The sequence below is a fragment of the Bradyrhizobium sp. BRP56 genome (assembly GCF_020194035.1).
GTDB lineage: Bacteria > Pseudomonadota > Alphaproteobacteria > Rhizobiales > Xanthobacteraceae > Bradyrhizobium > Bradyrhizobium australafricanum.
Window position 1 is genome coordinate 1 of sequence record NZ_JADYVV010000095.1, and the last position, 21,225, is coordinate 21,225.

At 64.5% G+C, this 21,225-nt stretch carries 25 protein-coding genes; 13 read left to right on the top strand and 12 right to left on the bottom strand.

Annotated elements, in window-relative coordinates; genetic code table 11:
• Positions 1–221 precede the first annotated feature (221 nt).
• Positions 222–1,190, bottom strand: coding sequence for an MBL fold metallo-hydrolase (locus I6F38_RS39725; protein ID WP_225164227.1), 969 nt, complete (start codon positions 1,188–1,190; stop codon positions 222–224).
• Positions 1,191–1,337: 147 nt separating this feature from the next.
• On the opposite strand from I6F38_RS39725, the gene I6F38_RS39730 reads away from it, so the two are divergent.
• Complete coding sequence (locus I6F38_RS39730; RefSeq protein ID WP_225164228.1) at positions 1,338–2,939, top strand: winged helix-turn-helix domain-containing protein; 1,602 nt, start codon at positions 1,338–1,340, stop codon at positions 2,937–2,939.
• A 269-nt stretch (positions 2,940–3,208) separates the two neighbouring features.
• On the opposite strand, the gene I6F38_RS39735 is transcribed toward I6F38_RS39730, so the two are convergent.
• The 3 genes from I6F38_RS39735 to I6F38_RS39745 all read right to left on the bottom strand — a co-directional run bounded on the left by I6F38_RS39735 (position 3,209) and on the right by I6F38_RS39745 (position 7,111).
• Positions 3,209–5,233: a pyrroloquinoline quinone-dependent dehydrogenase gene (locus tag I6F38_RS39735; RefSeq protein ID WP_225164229.1), complete on the bottom strand. Its 2,025-nt coding sequence runs from the start codon at positions 5,231–5,233 to the stop codon at positions 3,209–3,211.
• A gap of 72 nt (positions 5,234–5,305) precedes the next feature.
• On the bottom strand, positions 5,306–6,754 hold the full coding sequence (locus I6F38_RS39740; RefSeq protein WP_225164230.1) for a caspase family protein: 1,449 nt from the start codon (positions 6,752–6,754) through the stop codon (positions 5,306–5,308).
• Positions 6,755–6,883: 129 nt separating this feature from the next.
• Positions 6,884–7,111: a hypothetical protein gene (locus I6F38_RS39745; protein WP_016848541.1), complete on the bottom strand. Its 228-nt coding sequence runs from the start codon at positions 7,109–7,111 to the stop codon at positions 6,884–6,886.
• Between the two features lie 159 nt (positions 7,112–7,270).
• Here I6F38_RS39745 and I6F38_RS39750 point away from each other — a divergent pair, with 159 nt between their 5' ends.
• Both I6F38_RS39750 and I6F38_RS39755 read left to right on the top strand, forming a co-directional pair.
• A complete protein-coding gene (locus I6F38_RS39750; RefSeq protein ID WP_225164231.1) occupies positions 7,271–7,723 on the top strand; it encodes a hypothetical protein in 453 nt (150 codons plus the stop codon).
• A 172-nt stretch (positions 7,724–7,895) separates the two neighbouring features.
• On the top strand, positions 7,896–9,080 hold the full coding sequence (locus tag I6F38_RS39755) for a GNAT family N-acetyltransferase (protein ID WP_225164232.1): 1,185 nt from the start codon (positions 7,896–7,898) through the stop codon (positions 9,078–9,080).
• A 278-nt stretch (positions 9,081–9,358) separates the two neighbouring features.
• On the opposite strand, the gene I6F38_RS39760 is transcribed toward I6F38_RS39755, so the two are convergent.
• The 3 genes from I6F38_RS39760 to I6F38_RS39770 all read right to left on the bottom strand — a co-directional run bounded on the left by I6F38_RS39760 (position 9,359) and on the right by I6F38_RS39770 (position 11,637).
• Positions 9,359–9,997, bottom strand: a complete 639-nt coding sequence (locus I6F38_RS39760; protein WP_168854961.1) for an NIPSNAP family protein — start codon at positions 9,995–9,997, stop codon at positions 9,359–9,361.
• 85 nt (positions 9,998–10,082) lie between these two features.
• Complete coding sequence (locus I6F38_RS39765; protein WP_225164233.1) at positions 10,083–10,748, bottom strand: DsbA family oxidoreductase; 666 nt, start codon at positions 10,746–10,748, stop codon at positions 10,083–10,085.
• A 64-nt stretch (positions 10,749–10,812) separates the two neighbouring features.
• A complete protein-coding gene (locus tag I6F38_RS39770; RefSeq protein ID WP_225164234.1) occupies positions 10,813–11,637 on the bottom strand; it encodes a helix-turn-helix transcriptional regulator in 825 nt (274 codons plus the stop codon).
• Positions 11,638–11,731: 94 nt separating this feature from the next.
• Between I6F38_RS39770 and I6F38_RS39775 the strand changes: the two genes are divergently transcribed.
• Both I6F38_RS39775 and I6F38_RS39780 read left to right on the top strand, forming a co-directional pair.
• Positions 11,732–11,956, top strand: coding sequence for a hypothetical protein (locus I6F38_RS39775; protein WP_225164235.1), 225 nt, complete (start codon positions 11,732–11,734; stop codon positions 11,954–11,956).
• 33 nt (positions 11,957–11,989) lie between these two features.
• Complete coding sequence (locus I6F38_RS39780) at positions 11,990–12,388, top strand: hypothetical protein (protein WP_225164236.1); 399 nt, start codon at positions 11,990–11,992, stop codon at positions 12,386–12,388.
• Positions 12,389–12,443: 55 nt separating this feature from the next.
• On the opposite strand, the gene I6F38_RS39785 is transcribed toward I6F38_RS39780, so the two are convergent.
• Both I6F38_RS39785 and I6F38_RS39790 read right to left on the bottom strand, forming a co-directional pair.
• Positions 12,444–12,602, bottom strand: a complete 159-nt coding sequence (locus I6F38_RS39785; protein ID WP_194295321.1) for a hypothetical protein — start codon at positions 12,600–12,602, stop codon at positions 12,444–12,446.
• On the bottom strand, positions 12,599–13,060 hold the full coding sequence (locus tag I6F38_RS39790) for a group III truncated hemoglobin (protein ID WP_225164237.1): 462 nt from the start codon (positions 13,058–13,060) through the stop codon (positions 12,599–12,601). The genes I6F38_RS39785 and I6F38_RS39790 overlap by 4 nt, the downstream gene beginning before the upstream one ends.
• An 83-nt stretch (positions 13,061–13,143) precedes the next feature.
• Here I6F38_RS39790 and I6F38_RS39795 point away from each other — a divergent pair, with 83 nt between their 5' ends.
• Together I6F38_RS39795 and I6F38_RS39800 are read left to right on the top strand one after the other, a co-directional pair.
• The gene (locus tag I6F38_RS39795; RefSeq protein ID WP_225164238.1) at positions 13,144–13,578 is read left to right on the top strand and encodes an Rrf2 family transcriptional regulator; all 435 of its coding nucleotides are present in this window, start codon (positions 13,144–13,146) and stop codon (positions 13,576–13,578) included.
• Positions 13,575–13,865, top strand: a complete 291-nt coding sequence (locus I6F38_RS39800) for a DUF6522 family protein (RefSeq protein WP_028339832.1) — start codon at positions 13,575–13,577, stop codon at positions 13,863–13,865. Before I6F38_RS39795 ends, I6F38_RS39800 begins: the two co-directional genes overlap by 4 nt.
• Before the next feature lie 22 nt (positions 13,866–13,887).
• Here the strand turns inward: I6F38_RS39800 and I6F38_RS39805 are convergent, their stop codons facing one another.
• Entirely contained in the window at positions 13,888–14,559 is a 672-nt protein-coding gene (locus I6F38_RS39805; protein WP_225164239.1) for an SET domain-containing protein, read from the bottom strand.
• Between the two features lie 164 nt (positions 14,560–14,723).
• Here I6F38_RS39805 and I6F38_RS39810 point away from each other — a divergent pair, with 164 nt between their 5' ends.
• A complete protein-coding gene (locus I6F38_RS39810) occupies positions 14,724–15,326 on the top strand; it encodes a hypothetical protein (RefSeq protein WP_225164240.1) in 603 nt (200 codons plus the stop codon).
• A gap of 178 nt (positions 15,327–15,504) precedes the next feature.
• Here the strand turns inward: I6F38_RS39810 and I6F38_RS39815 are convergent, their stop codons facing one another.
• A complete protein-coding gene (locus I6F38_RS39815) occupies positions 15,505–16,230 on the bottom strand; it encodes a TetR/AcrR family transcriptional regulator (RefSeq protein ID WP_225164241.1) in 726 nt (241 codons plus the stop codon).
• A 112-nt stretch (positions 16,231–16,342) separates the two neighbouring features.
• Between I6F38_RS39815 and I6F38_RS39820 the strand changes: the two genes are divergently transcribed.
• The 5 genes from I6F38_RS39820 to I6F38_RS39840 all read left to right on the top strand — a co-directional run bounded on the left by I6F38_RS39820 (position 16,343) and on the right by I6F38_RS39840 (position 20,549).
• Positions 16,343–17,746: a carotenoid oxygenase family protein gene (locus tag I6F38_RS39820; RefSeq protein ID WP_225164242.1), complete on the top strand. Its 1,404-nt coding sequence runs from the start codon at positions 16,343–16,345 to the stop codon at positions 17,744–17,746.
• Between the two features lie 242 nt (positions 17,747–17,988).
• Positions 17,989–18,564: a hypothetical protein gene (locus I6F38_RS39825; protein WP_225164253.1), complete on the top strand. Its 576-nt coding sequence runs from the start codon at positions 17,989–17,991 to the stop codon at positions 18,562–18,564.
• Positions 18,565–18,613: 49 nt separating this feature from the next.
• Entirely contained in the window at positions 18,614–19,168 is a 555-nt protein-coding gene (locus I6F38_RS39830) for a septation protein IspZ (protein ID WP_225164243.1), read from the top strand.
• A gap of 119 nt (positions 19,169–19,287) precedes the next feature.
• Positions 19,288–19,584, top strand: a complete 297-nt coding sequence (locus tag I6F38_RS39835; protein ID WP_021077922.1) for a hypothetical protein — start codon at positions 19,288–19,290, stop codon at positions 19,582–19,584.
• Positions 19,585–19,604: 20 nt separating this feature from the next.
• Positions 19,605–20,549 (top strand): SH3 domain-containing protein, encoded by a 945-nt coding sequence (locus I6F38_RS39840; RefSeq protein ID WP_225164244.1) that lies wholly within the window; start codon positions 19,605–19,607, stop codon positions 20,547–20,549.
• Here the strand turns inward: I6F38_RS39840 and I6F38_RS39845 are convergent.
• Positions 20,546–21,217, bottom strand: a complete 672-nt coding sequence (locus I6F38_RS39845; protein WP_225164245.1) for a DUF429 domain-containing protein — start codon at positions 21,215–21,217, stop codon at positions 20,546–20,548. The two genes, I6F38_RS39840 and I6F38_RS39845, sit on opposite strands and share 4 nt — an antisense overlap.
• Positions 21,218–21,225: the final 8 nt, after the last annotated feature.

A 21,225-nucleotide genomic window follows, 5' to 3' on the forward strand; every position in this document is an offset into this window, starting at 1 on the left:
TCATAGAACAAAGCGGCCTGTTCGACTTGCCGATGTCCCATCATGATCTTCAGTCCTGCCAATTAAACAGACTGAATCACTGGTACCTCTGAGTCGCAACCGCGGCCTTTTTCAACAAAATCGGCCAGGAGCGGACCTGTGAGCCAGTAGGCCGTGGCATTCGCAAGCAACGACGAGCATCGAGTTCAAAGCCCGACAGACGCCTGCTAGCAGGCTTCACGTTACGACTTAGAGGGCCGTCGGACTTCGACCTTCTCTCCGACCTCGATGACCATCAGATCTTCACCGAGTTCCACTGGACCTGAGTAGGTCTTCCGCGTTGGCGGAATCAGATCTTGCTCGGTGGCGTTTGGCAACACGACATGTGAATACACAGCCAGCTTGGGCGTTGTCCGCGCAAACACCTCGCCCGCCTGCTCCGGCGTGGTGTGGTGGCTGATGATGTTAGCCGTCTGCGCCGGCGGAACTCCAATGCGCTGGAATGTTTCTGGTGCGACAACATTGTGAATCAACAGATCGACGTTCTGGGCGTGCTGAACGAGATTTTCGGAGATCCGCGTGTCTCCGGAAAGCACAACGGACCGGCCGGAATAATCGATCCGGAAACCGAACGCAGGCTTCACTGGGGTGTGGTCCACCTCGAACGCAGTGATCTTCACGCCGCCGTTCTCATAGATGACCCCCTCGGTAATGTCCTCTGCGAGGATCACGACGCCGTTTGGTGGTGCTCGGTCGTCGTCTAATCGAATCCGAATATCGTATTCGAATGCCTGCGCGAGGAACGACATCATGCGCTGGGTCCCCGTTGGCCCCCGCACACGCAGTGGTCGATCCCGGCCTGGCCGCCCCACAAGCCAACCGGTCAGCCACAGATCCGGAAAGCCGACCACGTGGTCCGAGTGCAGGTGAGTGAGAAAGACGGCGTCTATTCCCTGCCAGGGCACCCTGACCTGGTTGAGCCGCTGGAGGGCACCTCGGCCTGCGTCAAAAATGAACTTCTGCCCACCCGCCTCGACGAGGGTGCTCGGTCCGAACCGGTTCATAACAGCGGGGGGACATCCTGTACCCAAGAGGGTAACCTTGATGTCTTGTCCCTGGGCGGCCAGCGGGACAATGACGGCAAATAGGGCGATTCCAAAAAAGCTGAAAACTGAACGACTTGACGCCGCAAAGAAGACCGAACGGATCATGGATGCGCGCCTCCTGCTCGCTACATTTTGGCGATCGGCTGCCTGGAAGCTGTCGCTATCCCAAGCCGCACGATGATGCGGTACAATTGACCTTGCGTCCTGAAAGTTTGCCGAAATTTTCAGAAAAAGGACCTGTAAGAGGCGACTTTGCTCGAGTCATCGCAGCATTCAATCGTTCTCGGCGAGCGGACCATTGACCTCGGCCGTGAGCTTTTGATCGATGGGCGCGGCGATATCGTGCCCTTGCGCCCTCGGGCATGGTTGTTACTTCGGCTTCTCGCGACCCGAGCCGGGCGTTTGGTGAGCAAAGATGAAATCATGGACGAGGTCTGGCCGGACTGTGAGGTCACGGAAGACTCTCTCGTCCACGCCGTAGGCGACGTCAGGCGTGCCTTGGGAGATGTCGATCGATCCGCCTTAAGGACCCTGCCGCGCCGTGGCTACATGCTGGCAATCAGCGGAAATCAGCTTGCCGGGCCCGGCCGTCCGATCGTGGCGGCACTCGAGCCCCCATACCCTCGAGAACCGTCGCCTCCATCCGCGATGCCACGCCTGTCTATCGCCGTTCTACCATTCGCGAATCTCGGTGGCGATCCTGAGCAAGAGTATTTCGCTGATGGTGTAACCAATAGTCTTACAACAGACTTGTCGCGTATTGCCGGCGCGTTCGTCATCGGCCGCAACACCGCGTTCACCTTCAAAGGAAAAGCATTGGACGTGAGGGAGATCGGCCGTGAGCTGAGTGTCCGTTACGTGCTGGAGGGGTCGGTGCAACGCGGGGGTAACCGCTTGCGCCTAAACGTCCAGTTGACCGACACGCAAACCAGAACCCAAGTATGGGCCGAGCGGTTCGACAAGTCGGCTGCCGACTTGCTGGATACGCAAGACGAAATCGTATCCCGGCTTGCAAATAGTTTGAACGCCGAACTCATCGAGGCCGAAGCACGACGCGCAGAACGGGTGCTCCGGCCGGACGCTGTGGATCTATACTTTCAGGGCAAGGCTTTCCTGAACAAGGGCGTGACTCCAGCGTTCTTGGCGCGCGCAAGGGACTTCTTCATGCGTGCTGCGGCGCTTGATCCCGACAACATTGAAGTGGCAGTCGCCGCAGCTCAGGTCGACGTATCGATGGGTTCATCCTTCATGACGGATGACGGATCAGTGCATTTCAAGACCGCAGAGAATGCGCTCAACTGCGCGTTGTTGCGTGCGCCGAATCATCCAAGAGCCCACATGCTCCTTGGTGCGGTTCACATTCGGACATGCCGCGCTGCCAAAGGTATCGCTGAATGCCACCAGGCGCTGGGGCTGGATCGGAATCTAGCCGATGCACATGGATTCATCGGGCTTGGAAAGTATGTGCTGGAGCGTAGCGAGGAGGTGGAGAGGCACATTCAGGATGCGCTGCGAATGTCCCCACGCGACACGCGTGCCTTTCTTTGGTTCATGTTTGTCGGGATGGCCAAGTTGATGACCAAAACCGACCTTGAAGCAATCGGCTGGCTGCGCCGAAGCATCGAAGCCAATCCCAATCATGCCCTTTCTCATTTTCACTTGGCCGGTGCGCTGGCGATGATGGGAGACCTGAAGGAGGCACGATCTAGTGCAGAGGCCGGCTTGGCACTTGATCGCAGCTTCACCATCCGTCGATACCGCCTTAATGTCTTCCGGTTCGACAACCCAGACTGGATGGCGAGGCTTGAGCAATTGTATGGGGGAATGCGCGCGGTCGGAATACCAGAGGGGTAATGTCTACTTTGGGTCAAATGCGGCGGTCGAGGATCGTTGATGAGAAGACCGGACTGCACCCAATACCGGACCAGTCAGAGGCGGCGAAGAACCTGAATTCATCGCGCTTTAGCGGAGCGAGGCGACGCTTGCACCATTTCGGAATAGTAGAAAAGTAACCCTGAGTTGCCCGACGTGTCAAGTTGCTTTTCGAACGCCGGCAGCCACCGGCACCTTTGCATGGGGTTGTTTTCGATATTTTGGCGGCGCGCACCTGCGGCAGGGAGCACCTAAGCGGATCGCGAGCGACGGTTCCGCCGCCAGCGCCACAACAGCGCAACGAGGGCGACGAGCACGAGACCGGCGGCCACAGCCTTGGCGGTGAACCGCCCGCCGGGCCGATCGATCAGGCGGGTCCACAACGATGCCCCCTCGCCCTGACGCGGCAGGCGAAATGCCACCACGCTATCGCCGATCGATGTGCCGCCCTCGGAATGGCCGCCGGCGCCGATCACGACGTACTGCTCGCCCTTCCAGAGATAGGTCATCGGATTGGCGACGCCCGGCACCGGAAGCCGGCCGAGCCACAACTGCTTTCCCGATCTGGCATCGAACGCGCGCAGATAGGCATCCATCGCGCCGGTGAACACCAGGCCGCCCGCGGTGATCGCGACGCCGTTGACCAGCGGCGTGCCGGTCTTGAACGCGATGCCGAGCGGCGCGAGATCCTCGCTGGTGCCGACCGACGAATGCCAGAGGATCTTGCCGGCCCTGAGATCGACCGCCACCGTCTCGCCCCATGGCGGCTTGTTGCAGGGCGACCCGACCGCCGACTTCGCCAGCGCCCGCGACATCGCGAACGGCGCCCCTTCCTGCTGGCCGAATTCATGGCCCGGCGGCGGATTGAAGCCCTTGGCCTGGTCGCGCGGAATCAGGGTGACGATGTGCGCCGCATGGCTGACATTGGCGTAGAGGATCTGATTGACCGGATCGAACGCCGCGCCGCCCCAGTTCACCCCGCCGCCGGTCATCGGATAGATCAAAGTGCCTTGCGTCGACGGCGGCGTGTAAAGGCCCTCATTGCGGGATTGCGCGAGCAGCTTCTCGCACGCCGAGCTCCCGATGCCCGGCAGCAGGCCGGCGACATCGTCGGCCGTCATCCGCTGCGTCAGCAGCGGCGGCACATGGGTCGGGAATGGCTGCGTCGGCGACAGCCTCTCGCCCTCGGCACCGTTCTGCGGCACCGCGCGCTCTTCCACCGGCCACACCGGCTTGCCGGTGTCGCGATCGAGCACGAACACAAAGCCCTGCTTGGTCGGCTGGATCACGACGTCGCGCTGACCATCGCCGGTGTCGATCCGCGCCAGCGTCGGCTGCGCCGGCAGGTCGTAGTCCCAGACGTCGTGATGCACGGTCTGGAATGCCCATGCGAGTTCGCCGGTCTCGATCCGCAGCGCGACCACGGAATTGGCGTGCTCGTCATTGCCGGCGCGCTTGCCGCCCCAGAAGTCCGGACTGGGCGATGTCGTCGGCAGGAACACCAGGCCGCGCTCCTCGTCCACCGACATCGGCGCCCAGACATTGCTGTGGCCGGCCTCGATCTCGTCATGCACGAGCGGATCGAAGCTCCAGCGCGGCTGGCCGATTCGCGCATCGAAGGCGCGCACCGCGCCGAGCGGCGCGTCGACCCGCCGGTTGTCGCCGATCGCGGACCCCACCACGACCACGCCGCGTCCCGTCACCGGCGCCGACGTGATCTGAAACTCGCCCGGCCATTCCAGCTTCATGCCAATGTCGATCTTGATCTCGCCACCGTTGCCGAAATCGGCGCAGGGCTTGCCGGTTCTGGCATCGAGCGCGATCAGGCGCCTGTCGTTGGTGCCGGTGAAGATGCGTGACTTGCAGGCGGCGCCTTCCGCCGCACGATCGTCCGTCCAGTGCGCGACGCCGCGGCAGACAAAGCGATTGGCCGGCCGTTGCGCCATGCTGATTTTCGGATCGAAACGCCATTTCTGCGCACCGGTGCCGGGATCGAGCGCGATCACTTCGTTGAACGGCGTGCAGAGGATCAGGCTGTCCTCGACGAACAGCGGCGTCACCTCGAACTTGGTGCGCTTCATCACCTCGGGCGGGCGCGTATCGAGATCGCCGGTGCGGAATTCCCAGCCGCGCAGCAGCGTGCCGACATTGTCTGACGTGATCTGCGTCAGCGGCGAGAAGCGTTGTCCGCCGCGGTCGCCGCCCCAATACTCCCAGGCGCGCGCCGGCTGACCACACAGCAGCAGCGCGGCAAGCAGGCAAAACAGCGGCCGCATCGCGTCCTCCCCCAGGATGCGATCACCAGGCGCCGCATCTCATGCGGGGAAAGCATTTACGCGATCGTCGCGTCAGTATCCACCCCGGCGATAGCCGCCGCCGTAGTTACCGCGATAACCACCACCGCCGCCGCCGATGCCGATCCCGATTCCGATTCCGATCGGCGGTCCGGCAGGCTCGTAGACCACGGTTGGAGGCGGACGGCGCACCACCACGACGTCGTCCTCGACCACGACGCGCGGCGGGCGCTTGCCCGCGCGCCGCGGCGGATCGGGATCGGCACGCTTTTTCACCGGCGCGTTGACCCTCTGCTGTGGCGGCTGTTGCGGCGGCGCGGCGTTGCACGGGCAGGTCGGCGCCGCCAGCGCGACGTTGGTCGCGGGCACGCTGAGCGCAACGGCGGGCGCCGGATCGGGACGGTAGCGCAGCCGTTCGATCATCTTGCGCGCCGTCGCTGTCAGGTCGGTGTCAGGATATTGCGCGAGGAAACCGCGATAGGCCGCCGCCGTGTTGATGAGGATCGCGTTACTCCACGCTAACATGCGGCGATGCCGGTCGAGCCAGTCGCGTGCCTGCAGGCCGCGCGGCGTGCCGGCGAAGATCGCAGCGAAGGCCTCATAGGATTCGTCGGAGCCATCGATCACCATCAGCTCATTCGCGGCCTCGATCGGCTTGCCCTGCAATTCGCGCTTCCATTCGTCGACGCTGCGTTTGGCCGCGGCCGGCGGCGGCGACGTCGCGGGTGATGCCGCTGTCCCCACCATGAAACGGAAGTCGTCGGTGAGCGAGGACGAGTCCCACGGCGTCTGGCGACCGTCGGTTGCCCTGTTCACCGCGAGGCGAACGCGCTTGAAGGTGTCCTCGATCGGGATGCCCGGCTCCTTGGCCGAGGCCAGCAACGCGGTGGTGTAGGGGCTGTTGGCACCGCTGCCGTCCTCGGCTTCCGCACCCGGCGAGGTCGAGAACGACACGAACGTGCCGGGCGCGCCGACCCTGGCATCGACGATGGCGAGCCCGTGCCCCGCGGTCTTGCTGAGCTCCGGGAAAGGATTGTTGCGGCAGGCATCGAGCAGCACGATGCGCATCCGACTCGGCACCGAGGTGAGCGTATTCAGGACGTCGTTGAGCCGAACCGCCTGGATCGGGATATCAGCCTCGCGCTTCGGATCGACATCGACCGGCACCAGATAGTTCTCGCCGTCGATCTGCAGGCCGTGCCCGGCATAGAACACCAGCGCCACGGTGTCGGCGCCCTTCGCCGCCACCTGACTTGCGAAATCGCTGAGCCGTGCGCGCATCTCGTCCTGCGACAGATCCGATGCGGCCGTCACCGCAAATCCGGCATCGGTCAGCATCTGCGACACAGCCCTGGCGTCGTTGGCCGGATTCGGCAGCGCGGGCACCGACTTGTAGGCCGACTGCCCGATTACCAGCGCCAGCCGGCTTTCCGCCGATGCCGGCACGGCGCCGAGCAGGATCGCTGCCGGAACGATCAGGCTGAGGAGCGAACGGCGAAGCATGGCGGCCTCCGACAATGACAGCGAAGATGGGTCGGAGGCCGTCAGGCCAAGGTTCATGCCTTGCGGCAAATGTGCTACCGACCGACGCCGGTCGAATGTCGAATGGCCGCCGAGACCTGGTGAGGCCGGCTATTTCGGCTTCTTGGCCGGATCCGCTGCCGGCTTGGTGACACCCCAGGGATCGTATTTCTCCTTGGGCTCGGGGATCCGATCGAGCGCGGCCTTGTAGGCCTTCTCGTCGACCTTGGGCTTCTGCTCCGTCTTGGTATCACCTCCACCGCCCCCTCGCCGGCCCTGGGCCAGGGTGGGTGTCGCGAGCAGCGCCAGAATGACGGCAGCAACCGTGAAGCGTTTCATGTCAGTCTGTCTCCCCCGCCGCCGCAGCAACATCCGGTAATACCTCTACCCCAACGATAACTTGTCGCTCGACATTTGTTGATCGACAAAGCGCCGCCTGATGCGAATTCAGCGCCACCAAGGGGCGCAATCCTGGCGGCGGCACATTAAATGCGCTGAATGGGACAGGGACAAGTACATCTGGCGGCGCTGCTGGCCGGCGCCGCCTTAATATTGAGTGGCTGCGGGCTGGCGGACAGCCACGCGGTCTGGCCGGAGGCCTTGAAGGTCAAGGCCTCGGAGCCGGCGCCGCTCGAGACGCCTCCGGACGTCAAACGGCTGGTCGCCGGCAAGCTGGATTCAGTGTTCACGGCCGGTTCACAGCCGACCCATGTGCGGGTCTCCGCCCCGCTGCACGACCCGCGCGGCACCGGCTGGACCGCCTGCGTGCGCGCCGAACTGACATCGGTGATCGGCAAGCCGCTGGGGACGCAGACCTATCGCGTCTTCATCAATGAAGGCTCGATCTTCGATCGCCGGCAGGTCGGGGCCGACGACAATTGCGTGACGGAGACTTACGAGCCCGTCGAGAGCACCGTTGCGGTGGAAGCGCAACGGAGCACCAAACCCTAGCGCTTGGGCCGGCGAGCCGGCCAAGCCGCTGCGCACCGGGTATGCTGAACGGCCCGTTAACACGACCGTTCAAATTGCGCGGTGGCCTCAACGGCATTTTCCATTTCTTTCCGCTAGCGTTGCGCTGACGAACGCAAGGCCAATCGGCCTCGCGGACTGGGGAAACAGGGACGTGGCCGATATTGCTGACCAGGCAATGATCCACCGTGCATCGCGCAGGGATGCCACGGACGATCGCACGTTGCCGCCGCTGTCGGCCGCGCCGCTCAATGCATGGCGTGCGCTTGCCGCGCGCGCGATCGAGGCCAATGGCTACTATCAGCCCGACTGGGAGTTGGCGGTCGATGCCTCCGCGCGCGGCCGCACCGGCGCGGCGCTGCTCAGCGCCGCAGGCGATGCCGGGCAATTGATCGGGCTGTTGCCGGTCGTTCCGATGCGGCGGATCTACCGCATTCCCCTGCCCGGTTTGGTCGGCGCCGAACCCTATGGCACGCTGTGCACGCCGCTGCTCGACCGCGACGCCGCCGAGGAAGCGGTGGACAAGATGCTGCAGCAGGCGCGCAATGCGGGCGCGCATGCGCTGATCCTGCGCACCATGTCGCTCGAGGGCCCGGCCATGGCGGCGATCCGCGCGGTGCTGGCGCGAGACGGGTTGCAGCCGCGCATGCTGAGCGCCTATCAGCGCGCCCAGCTGGATGCGACGCGCGATGCCGACGAATTGTTGCGCGACGCGCTCGGGCCCAAGAAGCTGAAGGAGCTGCGCCGCCAGCATCATCGCCTGTCCGACCATGGCGCAGTGCGCTTTGATGTCGCCCGCACGCCGCGCGAGGTTGCGACGGCGCTCGAGACTTTCCTTGTCCTCGAAGCCGGTGGCTGGAAGGGAAAGCGCGGCACGGCGCTCAGCCAGCATGCCGGCGATGCGGCCTTCATCCGCCGCGCGACGTCGGCAATGGCCGAAGCCCGCCGTTGCGAGATCATCACGCTGCATGCGGGCGACACGCCGGTCGCGGGCGGCATCGTGGTGCGCCACCAGGACCGCGCCTTCTTCTTCAAGATCGGCGTCGACGAGCGCTTTGCGAAACATTCGCCCGGCACGCAGTTGACGCTGGAGCTGACGCGCCATCTCTGCGCCGATCCCGCGATCAATTCGGCCGATTCCACTGCGGCACCGGGCCACCCCATGATCGACCCGATCTGGCGCGGCCGCTTCGCGATCGGCGACGTCTTGCTGCCGCTGCGGCGCCGCGATCCGCTGGTGCCGGCCATTCACGCCGCGCTGACCCTGAACAATTTCGCCTACGAAGCGGCGCGCGACGCCGTCCGCTTCATCCGCAGCCGGCGCGGCAAGCCCGGATAATGCGGTTTACCCTTTCGTAGGCATGCAGACACGTCGGGAAACAAGTGAGTGCTGCCGTCAGGTTGGTGTCAGCTGGCCCGACTAGCGTTGCGGCGCGCTGGTTCTCAGACGGCGCGCGCCCTTGCTTCGAAAGCCTCATCTGATGGAAACATCGGATGGGGCTTTTTGCCGGCATTCGCGACGTCCCGACGGCAAACGAAGAGGCCGCCTCAACCGGCGGTCTCTCTGTCTTGCGCTTGGGACAACACGGCTCGTCGCGACGCGAATGATCGCCTCCGTCACTGCAACGGCGAGTGCGGTGCCGGCAGCATGATGGTCGAGTGCATCTCCTCGAGCACCTGCGTGCCCTTGCTCAAAAATTCCAGCCAGGCCGGATCCTTCATCGCGTTGCCGCGCGCGGCGGCGCGGGCATTGAGATCGGGATAGGCCCAGATGTGGCAGACTTCGTTGGGCTGCCCGGCCTCGGTGGTCCAGAGGCCGACGATCTTGGAGTATTTCTCGCGCTCCGGCATCACGCCGGTGATCAGATCGAGCCATTGCTTGGCGCCGCCGACCGGCTTGGCGCGGTAGTTGCGGAATTCGTAGATGTTGCCTGATGTCGCCGGCGCCACTGGCGGGATGATTGCATTGAGCAGCCGCACCTCCTGCCGTACCAGCAGCGGACGGATCACCGGGATATACTCGCCGGTCCAGCGCGGGTTCTTGGCGAGCTCGGCGCGCAGCCGCGTCCGCTCGTTGAGATCGGCGTAGCTCCACATATGCATGACCTGATTGAGCGGACCGATCTCGGTGATCCAGTAGCCTTCCAGCTTGCCGAAATTGTCGGCGCGGATATCGCGCGAGATCGTGCTCGCCGCCTTCACCATCTCGCCGACGGCGCCTGGACGTACCGTGTAGGTGCGCAGCTCATAGATCATGATGGTCTCCCTGATTGTTTCAGATGGATGATGTGGGCAAACGAAAAAGCCCGGCGTGAGCCGGGCTTTCGATGTGGATTGCGGACTACTCCGCGGCCTCTGCGTTGATCTCGGCCGAGACCTGGCGGATGGCGCGGGCGAGCTGCTCGGCCGGCTGGGCACCGGACACCGCGTATTTCTGCGCAAACACGAAGGTCGGCACGCCCGAAATCCCCTTCTCGGCGGCTTCCTGGGCCTGCGCCGAAACCAGGGCGACATCTTCGTCGGTGGCAAGGCGCTTGCGCACGTCGTCGGCATGGAGCCCGACATCGTTTGCTGCCTGCACCAGCACGTTGCTGTCGGTGAGATCGCCGCCGTCGCGGAAATACAGCTCCATCAGCCGTTGCTTCATCTCGGCCGCCTTGCCTTTGGCCTCGGCCCAGTGGATCAGGCGATGGCAGTCGATCGTGTTGGGCTGCCGCTTGACGAGCTCGGGATGGTAGGTGAGCCCCTCCTCGTTGGCGGCGGCGACCACGCGGCCGGCAATGCCCTTGTAGGCATCGACCGAGCCGAACTTGGCGGTGAGATATTCCTCGCGGCTGATGCCCTCGCGCGGCACCCAATTGTTGAGGAAGAACGGCCGCCAATGCACCTCGACCGGCACATCGGGCACCAGCTTGAGCGCATCCTCGATCCGATGCTTGCCGATATAGCACCAGGGGCAAACGACGTCGGAGACGATGTCGAGGCGAAGCGGCTTCAGATCGCTCATGGCGGGGTTCCCCGGCGGAAAATGGAACCCCAAAGGTAGGCCGAACACGCCCCAAGACAAGCCGCTATTTCATACTGGCTGCCATCTGCCGCATCCGCTCGGCGGTCAGCTCATCGGCCGGGAAGAAGGTCTCCAGCGCCAGTTCCTGCAGCGTGATGTCGACCGGCGTGCCGAACACCATGGTGGTCGAGATGAAGCTCAGGATCTCGCCATTGAGGCGGAGCTTGAAGGGGAGCGCGACGTTGTTGTCGGTGGTGATCGGGGCTGACCGCGCCGGGATCGGATATGACTTCAGGTCCTGATAGAGCTTGAGCAGCTCCGGATCGGCCGTTGCCTCGCATTGCCGATGCAGCCGCTCCAGAAGATGCGCGGCCCATTCCGCGAGGTTCACGGTGCGCGGGGCGAGGCCCTCGGGGTGGAAGGCAAGCCGCAGGATGTTGAAGGGCTGGCCGAGCAGCCGCTGCGGCACGCCCTCGAGCAGCGGCGCCACCATGCGGTTGGCGGAGACCAGATTCCAGTGCCGGTCATAGGCCAGCGCCGGATTGGGCTCGTGCGCCCTCAGCACCAGGTTGATCGCCTCGCGCGCCGATTTCAGCGCCGGATCGTCCAGCGAGCGTTGCGGGAATGCGGGCGCGAAACCCGCGGCGACCAGCAGCACGTTGCGTTCGCGTAGGGGCACGTCGAGGCGCTCCGCCAGTTTGAGGACCATGTCGCGCGACGGCGCCGAGCGGCCGGTCTCGACGAAGCTCAAATGCCGCGCCGAGATCTCGGCATCGACGGCAAGGTCGAGCTGGCTGAGATGACGGCGCTGCCGCCACTCCCGCAGGTGCTCGCCGATCGGGACGGGTTTGGCGGGCTCGGCCCGCGCCATGGATGCATGTGCGTTCATGGTGCAAAACCTACCATGCGGAATTCGCCCGTTCCATTACGCCTGAGGTAATCGAATTGGCGCGCCGGCCGGCTCATCTTCGACGACACAGGAGATGACCATGCTGATGCTGTCCCTTGTCCGCGTCCTCGCCGTCCTGCTCCCGTGGCTGGTGCATCTGGCCACCTGGCTGCTGGCGCGCTCGCTCAACATGCCGCAGCCGCTCGTGCACGCGACCGGCGTGCTCGTGTTCGCGCAGGTCTATGCGGTCGAGATGAGGGTCGGCAAGGCGCTGTGTCCGCTCCGGCTGTGGCGTCAGCTGCAGTCGCTGTTCCGCTGACCACCCCCCATCCCAACCAGAGGAGACACTGCCATGATCCATTCATCCCAGCTGCTGCGCCGCGCTTTGCTCGCTGATGCCGTCTTCAGCGGCGTATCCGCCATAGCGATGGTGCTCGACGCCGGCGCGCTGTCATCGCTGCTCGGCCTGCCGGAAGCGCTGCTGCGCGAGACCGGGCTGTTCCTGATCGCCTATACCGCGCTGGTCGGCTGGCTCGGCACGCGCATGTCGGTGCCGAAGCCGCTGGTGATGCTGGTGGTCGTCGGCAACGCGGCCTGGACGCTCGCCAGCATCGCGCTGCTGCTGTCGGGCGCGGTGTCGCCGAACCTCTTCGGGACCATCGTGATCCTGGCCCAGGCGATCGCCACCGGCGTGTTCGCCGAGCTGCAATATGTCGGGCTGCGCCGCAGCGGCGAGACGGTCGCGGCGTAAACCGAATGCCGGATGTGACGAGCGGCCGTCGCGGCAAACGCGGCGGCCGTTTCCGTCAGCTCAGCACGACCGCGACGATCATACCGGCAAAGGTCAGCGCCAGGCCGATGATCAGCATCGGCACCAGACTGCTGCCGGCAAACGGATCGGCCTGATCCTGATGAAACCACGCGCCGTCGATGGCACGCGCGATCGCCTTCGCTCTGTTCCTCATTGCACTGCTCCTGCTTCGCTTCGCCTGTAACGCTCGCCGACCGCCAGCATCACGCCCTGTCCGCCGGCGACGCCCATCTCGAGGCTCGAGGCGATGCGCCGCGCGCGATCGATGAAATGCGCCGCCGCGTCAGGCGGGCACAGCTCGGCCGCGGTCGCCTCGAACAGTTCGAGCCAGCGATCGAAATGCGCGGCGTCGATCGGCAGCGGCATATGCTTGACCATCGGCGTGCCGTGATAGCGCCCGGTCATCAGCGCAACCGAAGACCAGAACGCGCACATCTGCGCCAGATGCGGCTCCCAATTGCTGATCCTGCTCTCGAACACCGGCCCGATCATCGGATCCTTGCGGACCTCGGCGTAGAAGGCATGCACCAGCTGCTCGATCATGGCCTCGGTGATCCCGGTCCGCGCGACAATCCCGGCGGTGATCTGCTCGCGGCGCTCTGCTGCTGTCATGGCTTACATCCTAAATAGGTATTTCAAATGCCTATTTAGACTGCTATAGCTGATCCGCCAAGTGCTGATTTCGAAGGGCTTCCATGCGCCTGACATCATTCACGGATTTTGCGCTCCGCGCCCTGATGCGGCTGGCCGGCGAGCCGGACCGGTCGTTTGCCACCAGCGAGATCGCGGCCGAGTTCGACATTTCCCGCAATCACCTTGCCAAGGTGGTGCGCGACCTTGCCGACGCCGGCTTCATTGCCACCCAGCGCGGCGCCGGCGGCGGCTTTTCGCTGGCGCGGCCGGCGGAGACCATCACCCTCGGCCAGGTGGTCCGTGCGCTGGAAGGCAACAGCGCGCTGGTCGAATGTTTCAGGGATGATGGCGGAGATTGCCTGCTGCTGCCGCGCTGCCGGCTGAAGGCGAAGCTTGCCGCGGCACGCGAGGCCTTCATGCGCGAGCTCGACGGAACGACGCTCGCCGAATGCGCCTACCTGCCGCGTCCCGTCCGCCATCCCGCGAGGGCATCATGACGACGATCACATTCGCGGACGGCGCGTTCGAGGTCGACGCCAATATCGTCGCCGAAGGCCTCGGCATCGCGGTTCCGCTGCTGCAGGCCGGGATGCGCTCGGGCGCAATCACGACGCGCTCGGAGCGCGGGCTCGACGCCGATCAGGGGCGGCATCGCCTCACATTCTTCTCGGGGAGCAAGCGTTTCCGTCTCGTCATCGACGAGCACGGCACGATCATCCAGCGCTCGACGCTGGATTTCGGCAATTCACCGTTGCCACGCGCGGCGCACCGGCCGAGCGGCTAGAGCGTTTTCGGGCGACGTGGTATCAGGCGTTCAGCGCCCGAGCGGTGCCGCGCTTCGACGAGGCAGCCTTCTTGCCCGCCGTGTTGATCAGGCTGTAACCATTGAGGTGCTTGCCGTTCAGCGCCGTGCCGTTGGCGAGCTTGCCATTGGCTTTGGCAGCCTTCTTCGCCTTCCGCTGCCTGGTCCGCTCCTCGGCGAGCTTCTCGGCCTTGCGCTGTGCCTTCCGCTCGGCCCTTTCCTTCAGCCGCACCCGCTCCGCCCTCGCCTCCGCGCGCTTCTTCTTGCGCTTTTTCTCGCAGGCATCGCACTTGCAGCCGATCGGCTTCAGATAGGCTTTGAAATAGTCGGTTCCGTAGTCGTAATTGATTTCGTCGCCCGGCTCGATGTCCTTGATGGCGCGGATGAACACCTTGCGCTTGCGTGGGCGAACGTCGGATTCCGCGTTCGGCCTGCAAGCGTGGTTGATGTAGCGCGCGACGTTCTCGCGGATCGAGCCGTCGATGGTCCAGCGGTTGGTGAGCTCGAACAGATATTTGTTCTCGATCGCGTCCTCATCCTTCTTCTTCGAGTCGAGCAACGGCCCGAAATAACGGATGATCTTGGTGCCTTTCTTGATCGGCTTGGTGGCGAAAAGGCCAAGACCGGTCCGGGAACGGCCGACGCGATAGGGCTTGTTGGATGATATCGTGGGCATGACGATCGAGGTTACGGCACGCAGGTGCACGCGACAGAAGTTGCGAAGCCGCCCTTCTAGGACGATTCCGCGCGCCTGTCAGGTGTTTCCCGCGTGTCTATTGAACCTTCCCCAGATTGCATATGTCAGACACAAAGTAACGTCCGGATCGCAGGTTTCCCCCGATGAAATACCTTGCTTTTGCAACAGTCTTTATGGCGGCTGCCAGCGCAAATCCCGGTCATGCCGGCTCCGAGACGATCAGCAGCAGCTACACATCGACCGCGCCGAAGGCCTGCCGCATGATCGGCAAGCCCAGTGAAGAGGACGGCAGCACCACCAGGGTCTGTCCGGGAAAATCCGGGCTTGTGGTGCTGATCAACGAGGGCGACCTGCGTGAAGTGGTCTCGGTGGGCCGAAACGGCGAGGCAGCAGCCAGGGAACCGGCCGCGCAGGCCTGGTTCGGCCCGTTCAGCTCGACCGGCGATAGGGTCGAATGGCGTGCAGTCGGCGCCAGGCCGTTTGCGATTATCCAGCGCTGGCAGATCGCCGACAACAGCGAACAGGACAAGCGCGGCGGCCCGGTCTCGCGGGCAATGCTCGCCGTGACCCGGCTGCCGCCGGGCGATGTCTGTCATGTCGCCTATGTCGACGTCGCGGCCAATCCCAACGCCAACGAGCTGGCGCGGCAAGCCGCCGACGATTTCGCCCGCGATTTTAAATGCGGCACGGATACGGTGAAGACGATTGGACAGAGCGGCCGGACCACGTCGCTTGTGAGGCGCTAGTGTGCTGAATGCGAAGTTCGCGCGATTTCGCGGCAACCACTTTCACGAACTTCGCATTCATAAAGCACTCTAGAATCAAAAGTTTGCTAGTGTCCTTATCGAATCCGAAGTTCGCTCCGAAGGTGCGGCAAATGATGCGAACTTCGGATTCGGGACACTAGCCCAGGGGCAGCACTGGTTATTGCCGCGCTGAGCGGCCCGCGGACAAGCGCAGCATCGCGGTCAACAGCATTTCCGCGGATGTGCCCTCGGGCGACCGATCCAAAATCGTCTTGAGGCGTCCGTCGAGCAGCAGCATGGTGAAACCATGCACCAGCGACCACGCGGACGCGATCGCGGCCGCCTGGTCCAGCGTAAGCTGCTCCTTGGAAATCTGCTCGTGCCGGCTGGCGCCGACGCCGCGGGTCAGCCCTGCGAACGAAGCCTCGGATGCCTCGTGCAGCGACGGCCGCGAATGATCGAGCCGCTCGCTGCGGAACATCAGCCCGTACATGCCGGGATGTGCCTGCGCATAGGCAACATAAGCCTTGGCGCTCGCCACGCCCTTCTCGGGCGTCGTGGCCGCCGAAGCGTCCGCAGCGGCCATCGCCAGGCCAAATTGCCGGAAACCGATCGCCGCGAGTTCGCTGAGCAAACCGGTGAGATCGCCGAAATGATGCGTCGGAGCGGCGTGCGACACGCCGGCCTCGCGCGCCACCGCACGCAATGTCAGCCCCGCCAATCCATCACGCTCGAGCACACGCTCGGCGGCCTTCAATAGCGCCTCATGCAGATCGCCATGGTGATACGGCGTGTCATTGGCGCGGCGCCGTTGGGCCGGACGAGCTGCCGCAGTCCGTGCAACCCGGCGGGTCGGAGCCCGTGCCGGGCGAGTCGCCTTGTTTTCTTTGGAGATTCTTGCCATGCGGCCTTATAGGTCGCAATTTTTACACTGTAAAGATTTTGCTTGACGATCAGCGGCGTCATCCCTACTGATATCTTTACGATGTAAAGATAATAATGCAGGGAGATGCGGAATGCTCCACCAGGTGACATCCAACGCGGCGCGCACCAATCTGGCGCCGATCCCATTCGAGGCCGACGCGCCGTTCCTGAAGATCTCGGGCGAATTGCCGCGCGAGCTGAACGGCACGCTCTATCGCAACGGCCCCAATCCGCAGTTCGAGGCGCCGGGTGCGCACTGGTTCGTCGGCGACGGCATGCTGCACGCCTTCCATCTCGAGAACGGCCGCGCCAGCTACCGCAACCGCTGGGTCCGCACGCCGAAATGGCAGGCCGAGCACGATGCCGGCCGCGCGCTGTTCGGCGGCTTCGGCCGCAAGATGCCGGATGCGCCGGCCACGACCACGACCGACGGCGGCGTCGCCAACACCAACATCATCTTCCATGGCGGCCGGCTGCTCGCGCTGGAGGAAGGCCATCTGCCGACCGAGATCGAGCCCGGCACGCTCAATCGCCTCGGCTATTGCGACTACAAGGGCGCGATCTCCGGCCCGTTCACCGCGCATCCCAAGATCGATCCGGCGACCGGCGAGATGGTGTTCTTCGGTTACAACGCCGCGGGCCCGCTGACGCCGGCGCTGTCGTTCGGTGCGGTAAGCTCGTCCGGCGTGGTGACGCGATTCGAACGCTTCGAGGCGCCCTATGCCAGCATGGTGCACGACTTCATCGTCACCGAGAATCATGTGCTGTTTCCGATCCTGCCGATCACCGGCAGCATGCAGCGCGCGATGCGCGGACAGGCGCCCTATGCCTGGGAGCCGGAGAAAGGCGCCTATGTCGGCGTGATGAAGCGCAGCGGCGCGTCAAAGGACATCGTCTGGTTCCGCGCCGAGACCTGCTACGTTTTCCACGTCATGAACGCGTGGGAAGACGGCAACCGCATCATCGCCGACGTGATGCAGTTCGAGGAAGCGCCGCTGTTCAATCATCCCGACGGCTCGCCGACCGATCCGCAGAAGAACCGCGCGCGCTATTGCCGCTGGACCTTCGACCTCTCCGGCAACACCGACCGCTTCACGCAAACCTATCTCGACGACCTCACCGGCGAATTCCCCCGCGTCGACGATCGGCGCGCCGGATTTGCCAGCAATCACGGCTGGTACGCCTGCGCTAACCCAGATCTGCCGATGTTCGGTGCGCTGTCGGGCATCGTGCATGTCGACGGCCGTGGCAAGCGGCTCGGCCATTATCTGCTGCCCGCCGGCGACACGATCTCCGAGCCTGTGTTCGTCGAGCGCAGCGCTGACGCCGCGGAAGGCAGCGGCTGGCTGCTCGCGGTGGTCTGGCGCGCCCGCGAAAACCGCAGCGACCTCGCCGTGTTCAACGCGCAAGATGTCGAAGCGGGCCCGACCGCGCTGGTCCATCTCGGCCACCGCGTGCCCGATGGTTTCCACGGCAATTGGGTGGGGGCGGAGTAGCCAACGACCACCCCGGACGTCAGTGCGCCAACCTCTCCACGTGTCGTGCCCGGGCTTGTCCCGGGCATCCACGTCTTTGCCGCCGCCGACCGAAAACGAGCGGTCGCCACTTTATGTCATTGGCAAATCTTTGATTTTTCCGCCACCTCACGATTTTGACACTGTAAAGATTTCGCTTGACGCCTCCGTTGCTCACCGTTAGGGTATCTTTACACTGTAAAGATAAGCCGATGAGGCTCACCATGACGATCTTCCTGATCCTCGCTCCCTACGGCGCCTTCGCCATGCTGATGCTGGTGACCTCGGCCACGGTGAGCCTGCTCAGCGCGGCCCTGATCTGCCTCGCCGTCATCGCGTTCGATGTCGCGCGCGGCCGCAGCATCAAGATCCTCGGCGTCGGTTCGGTCGTCATATTCGCCGCGATCGGCTTCTACCTCACCTTCGTCGACGCGACGCCGAGCAACACCGCGGTGAAGATCGCTGTCGATGCCGGCATCCTGCTGGTGTCGCTCGGCTCGATCATGATCGGCCGTCCCTTCACGCGGCAATATGCGCTGGAGCAGGTCGATGCCGAGACCGCGAAGCTGCCCGGCTTCCTCCATGCCAACTACCTGATCACCGGCGCCTGGACCGTGGCGATGCTGCTCATGCTGGTCGGCAACGTTGCGGTGCTTTACGTGCCGGCGCTGCCGCTGTGGACGGGCCTCTTGATCGCCTTCGCCGCACGCAATGCCGCGGTCGGCTTTACCCACTGGTATCCGCACTATCGCGCGGCCAAGGACGCGACGCCGCCGGCCGGCGCGCTGCCCTCACGCTAGACGCTGCCATCATCACAACCATTATCCCGAGGAAACGGAAACCACGACGATGAAGAGCGTATTTGCCAGGCTTGCGAGCGACTTCCTCTCCACTATCGTCTTCCTGGTGGTCTATTTCGCCACCGACAATGTCCTGATCGCCACCGGCGTTGCGATCGCGGGCGCAATCGCACAAGTGGTCTATGCGCGCGTCAAGGGACAGTCACTCGGCTACATGACCTGGGCGAGCCTTGGGCTGGTGATCGTGCTCGGCGGCGCGACGCTACTCACCAACGATCCGCGCTTCGTGCTGGCGAAGCCCGCGATCGGTCACATCGCGATCGGCGCGATCATGCTCAAGCGCGGCTGGATGCTGCGCTATCTGCCGCCGATCGTGACCGAGACGATTCCGGAATACGCCACCCTCGCCGGCTACGCCTGGGCCGGGCTGATGTTCATCCTCGCCGCCGGCACCATTGCGATCGCGACGACCGGCGACATGAAGCTCTGGGCATTCTACGTGTCGGTGGTGCTGGTCGGCGCCAAGATCGCCGCCTTCGCGATCCAGTATGTCGCCTTCCGCGTCCTGGTCGGAAGCCGGCTGCGCGCCGCCGCCCGCGCCTGATCGCCGCAGCCGCGAACTAGGCGCGCGCGGCAAGATGGGCTATACCCGCGCACGCGTTTTCTTCGCGCGAAACGGTAGCCATCTCGCTTGAAAGCGCCTTACCTGGAGGGGAGACATCAATGGCGGTGGACGGAAACTGGAATCTCACGATGACGACGCCCATGGGCGAGCGCAAGGCGACGCTGTCGCTGGCAAGCTCGGGCGGCACGCTCACCGGCACGCAGGGCGCCGAGGGCAACTCCACCGAAATCTTCGACGGCACCGTGAACGGCGACGACGTCGCCTGGAAGGTTTCCATCACCAACCCGATGCCGCTGACGCTCGAATTCACCGGCAAGGTCGCAGGCGACGGCATCTCCGGCGAGATGGGCATCGGCCCGATGGGCAGCTTCCCCTTCACCGGCACGCGGGCGTAACCGCAGCACGCGCACCACGCATGCGCATCCTGGCATCCGTTGCCGTCATGGCGTTATCAGCCACGACGGCTTCCGCACAGCAGGCAAGCGAAGCCGAACCGGCGTGGCGCGCGAGCGCGGTCGCGCTGGTGCCGGCCGGATATGTTGCGGGCACCTCTTCCAGCACGGATACCGCCGGCACCACCGGCTACCTTGCGGTCTATGCCGCGAGCGCAGACGACCCGAAGACGCCGGCAAGCGTCTTCGCGCTGCGTCAGATGATGGTCGTGACGCTAAGCAAGGATGGCACGCGCGCGCTGTCGGCCGAATTGAAGCCGCGCGGTCCGAGCGACATCGCGACCGGAAATGCCGACGGGGCGGACAATGACTTTGCCGCGCGCCAGGCCGAGCTTGACGCGAAGCGAAACACATTGCCCGCTGGCACCGAGCCATGCGACCTTGGCGCCTGGTCGGAGGACAAGGACCTCGCGGGCCTCAACGTGCGCGCGGAGCCGTCGGCGAAGGCACGCGTGCTCGGCAAACTGCCGCCGCCCTACCATCTCAAGATGGGCGGGGCCGAGAACCCGCCGGAGGGCGGCTGGCTCACCGAGTTTCGTATCGTCGGCTTCAAGGACGGCTGGTTTCTGATCGAAGGCGCGATGCCGCCGGGCAAGGCCTATGAAGATGACAAGCGCTATCCGCGCAACGCGCCAAAGCCTTATGCCGGGCGCGGATGGGTTGCCGCCAACAAGGTTGGCGCGAGCTATGCCAACGGCTACACCCGCATGGGCGGGCTGTTCCAGGCGCCCTTCGTCGATGCCAAGTGGACGCCGGCGCTACGCAAGCTCGGCGGTGAGTTCGATACCGACGATGGCCCGAAACGCATCCTCGCCTGCAGCGGGCACTGGGCGCTAGTGGAGAGCCATGACGGCGTGCGCGGCTGGTGGCGCAGCCTGTGCTCCAACCAGGTGACGAACTGCAGCTAGAACCAGATCTGCATCGGCAGATCGTGCGCGTCTCGCGGCGGCGCTTCGGGAACGCTTCCGCATGGTTCGCGCGCAGCCAGCGCCACAGCACAGGCATCCAGCACGTCGTCGCGCTTCGCGCCGGTGCCGATGCGCACCTCGATGAGCCAGCGATCGATCTCGCGGAAGCCTGATCGCTTCAGCAGCCTGCAGCGCAGCGCATCGCCCTCCTCCGACTTCTTGCGCGGCAAGGGCTCGCCGCCGTTCAGCTGCAAGAACACCAGTTCGGGATGCACCTCGCGGACATCGCGCGTAGCGTTCGCGCGCACAAACCCGTCGACCTCCATGATCTTCTTGCCGAGATGCCAGAGCTGGCGCGACACACGGGTCTGGCCGCGGCGCAGTGCTTCCGCATTCGCGAGATCGGGATCGTCAAATTGCTGCCACAGCCAGCGCCGCGCGCCGGTGAAGACGCGCGAGCTGTGCGGGCGTAATCTTACGCGCGCGAGAAGGTCGCAATCGCGCTCGCCGTCATCGGTCAGGCCGATCGGGATATCGATCCCGGCGCGATCGAACGGACGCGAAAGCGCGTCCGCGATGTCACTGTGAAAGGAAATCGTGCGCCGGTCGCCGTCGATGGTGACGGCGACCCAGCCTTTGGAAAAACCGTCGAGGCCGACCGCAATCAACCCCGATC

Bases quoted from the DNA above. Each gene is read 5' to 3' on its own strand.
- I6F38_RS39725 (WP_225164227.1), bottom strand. From the start codon at position 1,190: ATGATCCGTTCGGTCTTCTTTGCGGCGTCAAGTCGTTCAGTTTTCAGC.
- I6F38_RS39735 (WP_225164229.1), bottom strand. From the start codon at position 5,233: ATGCGGCCGCTGTTTTGCCTGCTTGCCGCGCTGCTGCTGTGTGGTCAG.
- I6F38_RS39740 (WP_225164230.1), bottom strand. From the start codon at position 6,754: ATGCTTCGCCGTTCGCTCCTCAGCCTGATCGTTCCGGCAGCGATCCTG.
- I6F38_RS39745 (WP_016848541.1), bottom strand. From the start codon at position 7,111: ATGAAACGCTTCACGGTTGCTGCCGTCATTCTGGCGCTGCTCGCGACA.
- I6F38_RS39750 (WP_225164231.1), top strand. From the start codon at position 7,271: ATGGGACAGGGACAAGTACATCTGGCGGCGCTGCTGGCCGGCGCCGCC.
- I6F38_RS39760 (WP_168854961.1), bottom strand. From the start codon at position 9,997: ATGATCTATGAGCTGCGCACCTACACGGTACGTCCAGGCGCCGTCGGC.
- I6F38_RS39765 (WP_225164233.1), bottom strand. From the start codon at position 10,748: ATGAGCGATCTGAAGCCGCTTCGCCTCGACATCGTCTCCGACGTCGTT.
- I6F38_RS39770 (WP_225164234.1), bottom strand. From the start codon at position 11,637: ATGAACGCACATGCATCCATGGCGCGGGCCGAGCCCGCCAAACCCGTC.
- I6F38_RS39775 (WP_225164235.1), top strand. From the start codon at position 11,732: ATGACCATGCTGATGCTGTCCCTTGTCCGCGTCCTCGCCGTCCTGCTC.
- I6F38_RS39780 (WP_225164236.1), top strand. From the start codon at position 11,990: ATGATCCATTCATCCCAGCTGCTGCGCCGCGCTTTGCTCGCTGATGCC.
- I6F38_RS39785 (WP_194295321.1), bottom strand. From the start codon at position 12,602: ATGAGGAACAGAGCGAAGGCGATCGCGCGTGCCATCGACGGCGCGTGG.
- I6F38_RS39790 (WP_225164237.1), bottom strand. From the start codon at position 13,060: ATGACAGCAGCAGAGCGCCGCGAGCAGATCACCGCCGGGATTGTCGCG.
- I6F38_RS39795 (WP_225164238.1), top strand. From the start codon at position 13,144: ATGCGCCTGACATCATTCACGGATTTTGCGCTCCGCGCCCTGATGCGG.
- I6F38_RS39800 (WP_028339832.1), top strand. From the start codon at position 13,575: ATGACGACGATCACATTCGCGGACGGCGCGTTCGAGGTCGACGCCAAT.
- I6F38_RS39805 (WP_225164239.1), bottom strand. From the start codon at position 14,559: ATGCCCACGATATCATCCAACAAGCCCTATCGCGTCGGCCGTTCCCGG.
- I6F38_RS39810 (WP_225164240.1), top strand. From the start codon at position 14,724: ATGAAATACCTTGCTTTTGCAACAGTCTTTATGGCGGCTGCCAGCGCA.
- I6F38_RS39815 (WP_225164241.1), bottom strand. From the start codon at position 16,230: ATGGCAAGAATCTCCAAAGAAAACAAGGCGACTCGCCCGGCACGGGCT.
- I6F38_RS39820 (WP_225164242.1), top strand. From the start codon at position 16,343: ATGCTCCACCAGGTGACATCCAACGCGGCGCGCACCAATCTGGCGCCG.
- I6F38_RS39825 (WP_225164253.1), top strand. From the start codon at position 17,989: ATGACGATCTTCCTGATCCTCGCTCCCTACGGCGCCTTCGCCATGCTG.
- I6F38_RS39830 (WP_225164243.1), top strand. From the start codon at position 18,614: ATGAAGAGCGTATTTGCCAGGCTTGCGAGCGACTTCCTCTCCACTATC.
- I6F38_RS39835 (WP_021077922.1), top strand. From the start codon at position 19,288: ATGGCGGTGGACGGAAACTGGAATCTCACGATGACGACGCCCATGGGC.
- I6F38_RS39840 (WP_225164244.1), top strand. From the start codon at position 19,605: ATGCGCATCCTGGCATCCGTTGCCGTCATGGCGTTATCAGCCACGACG.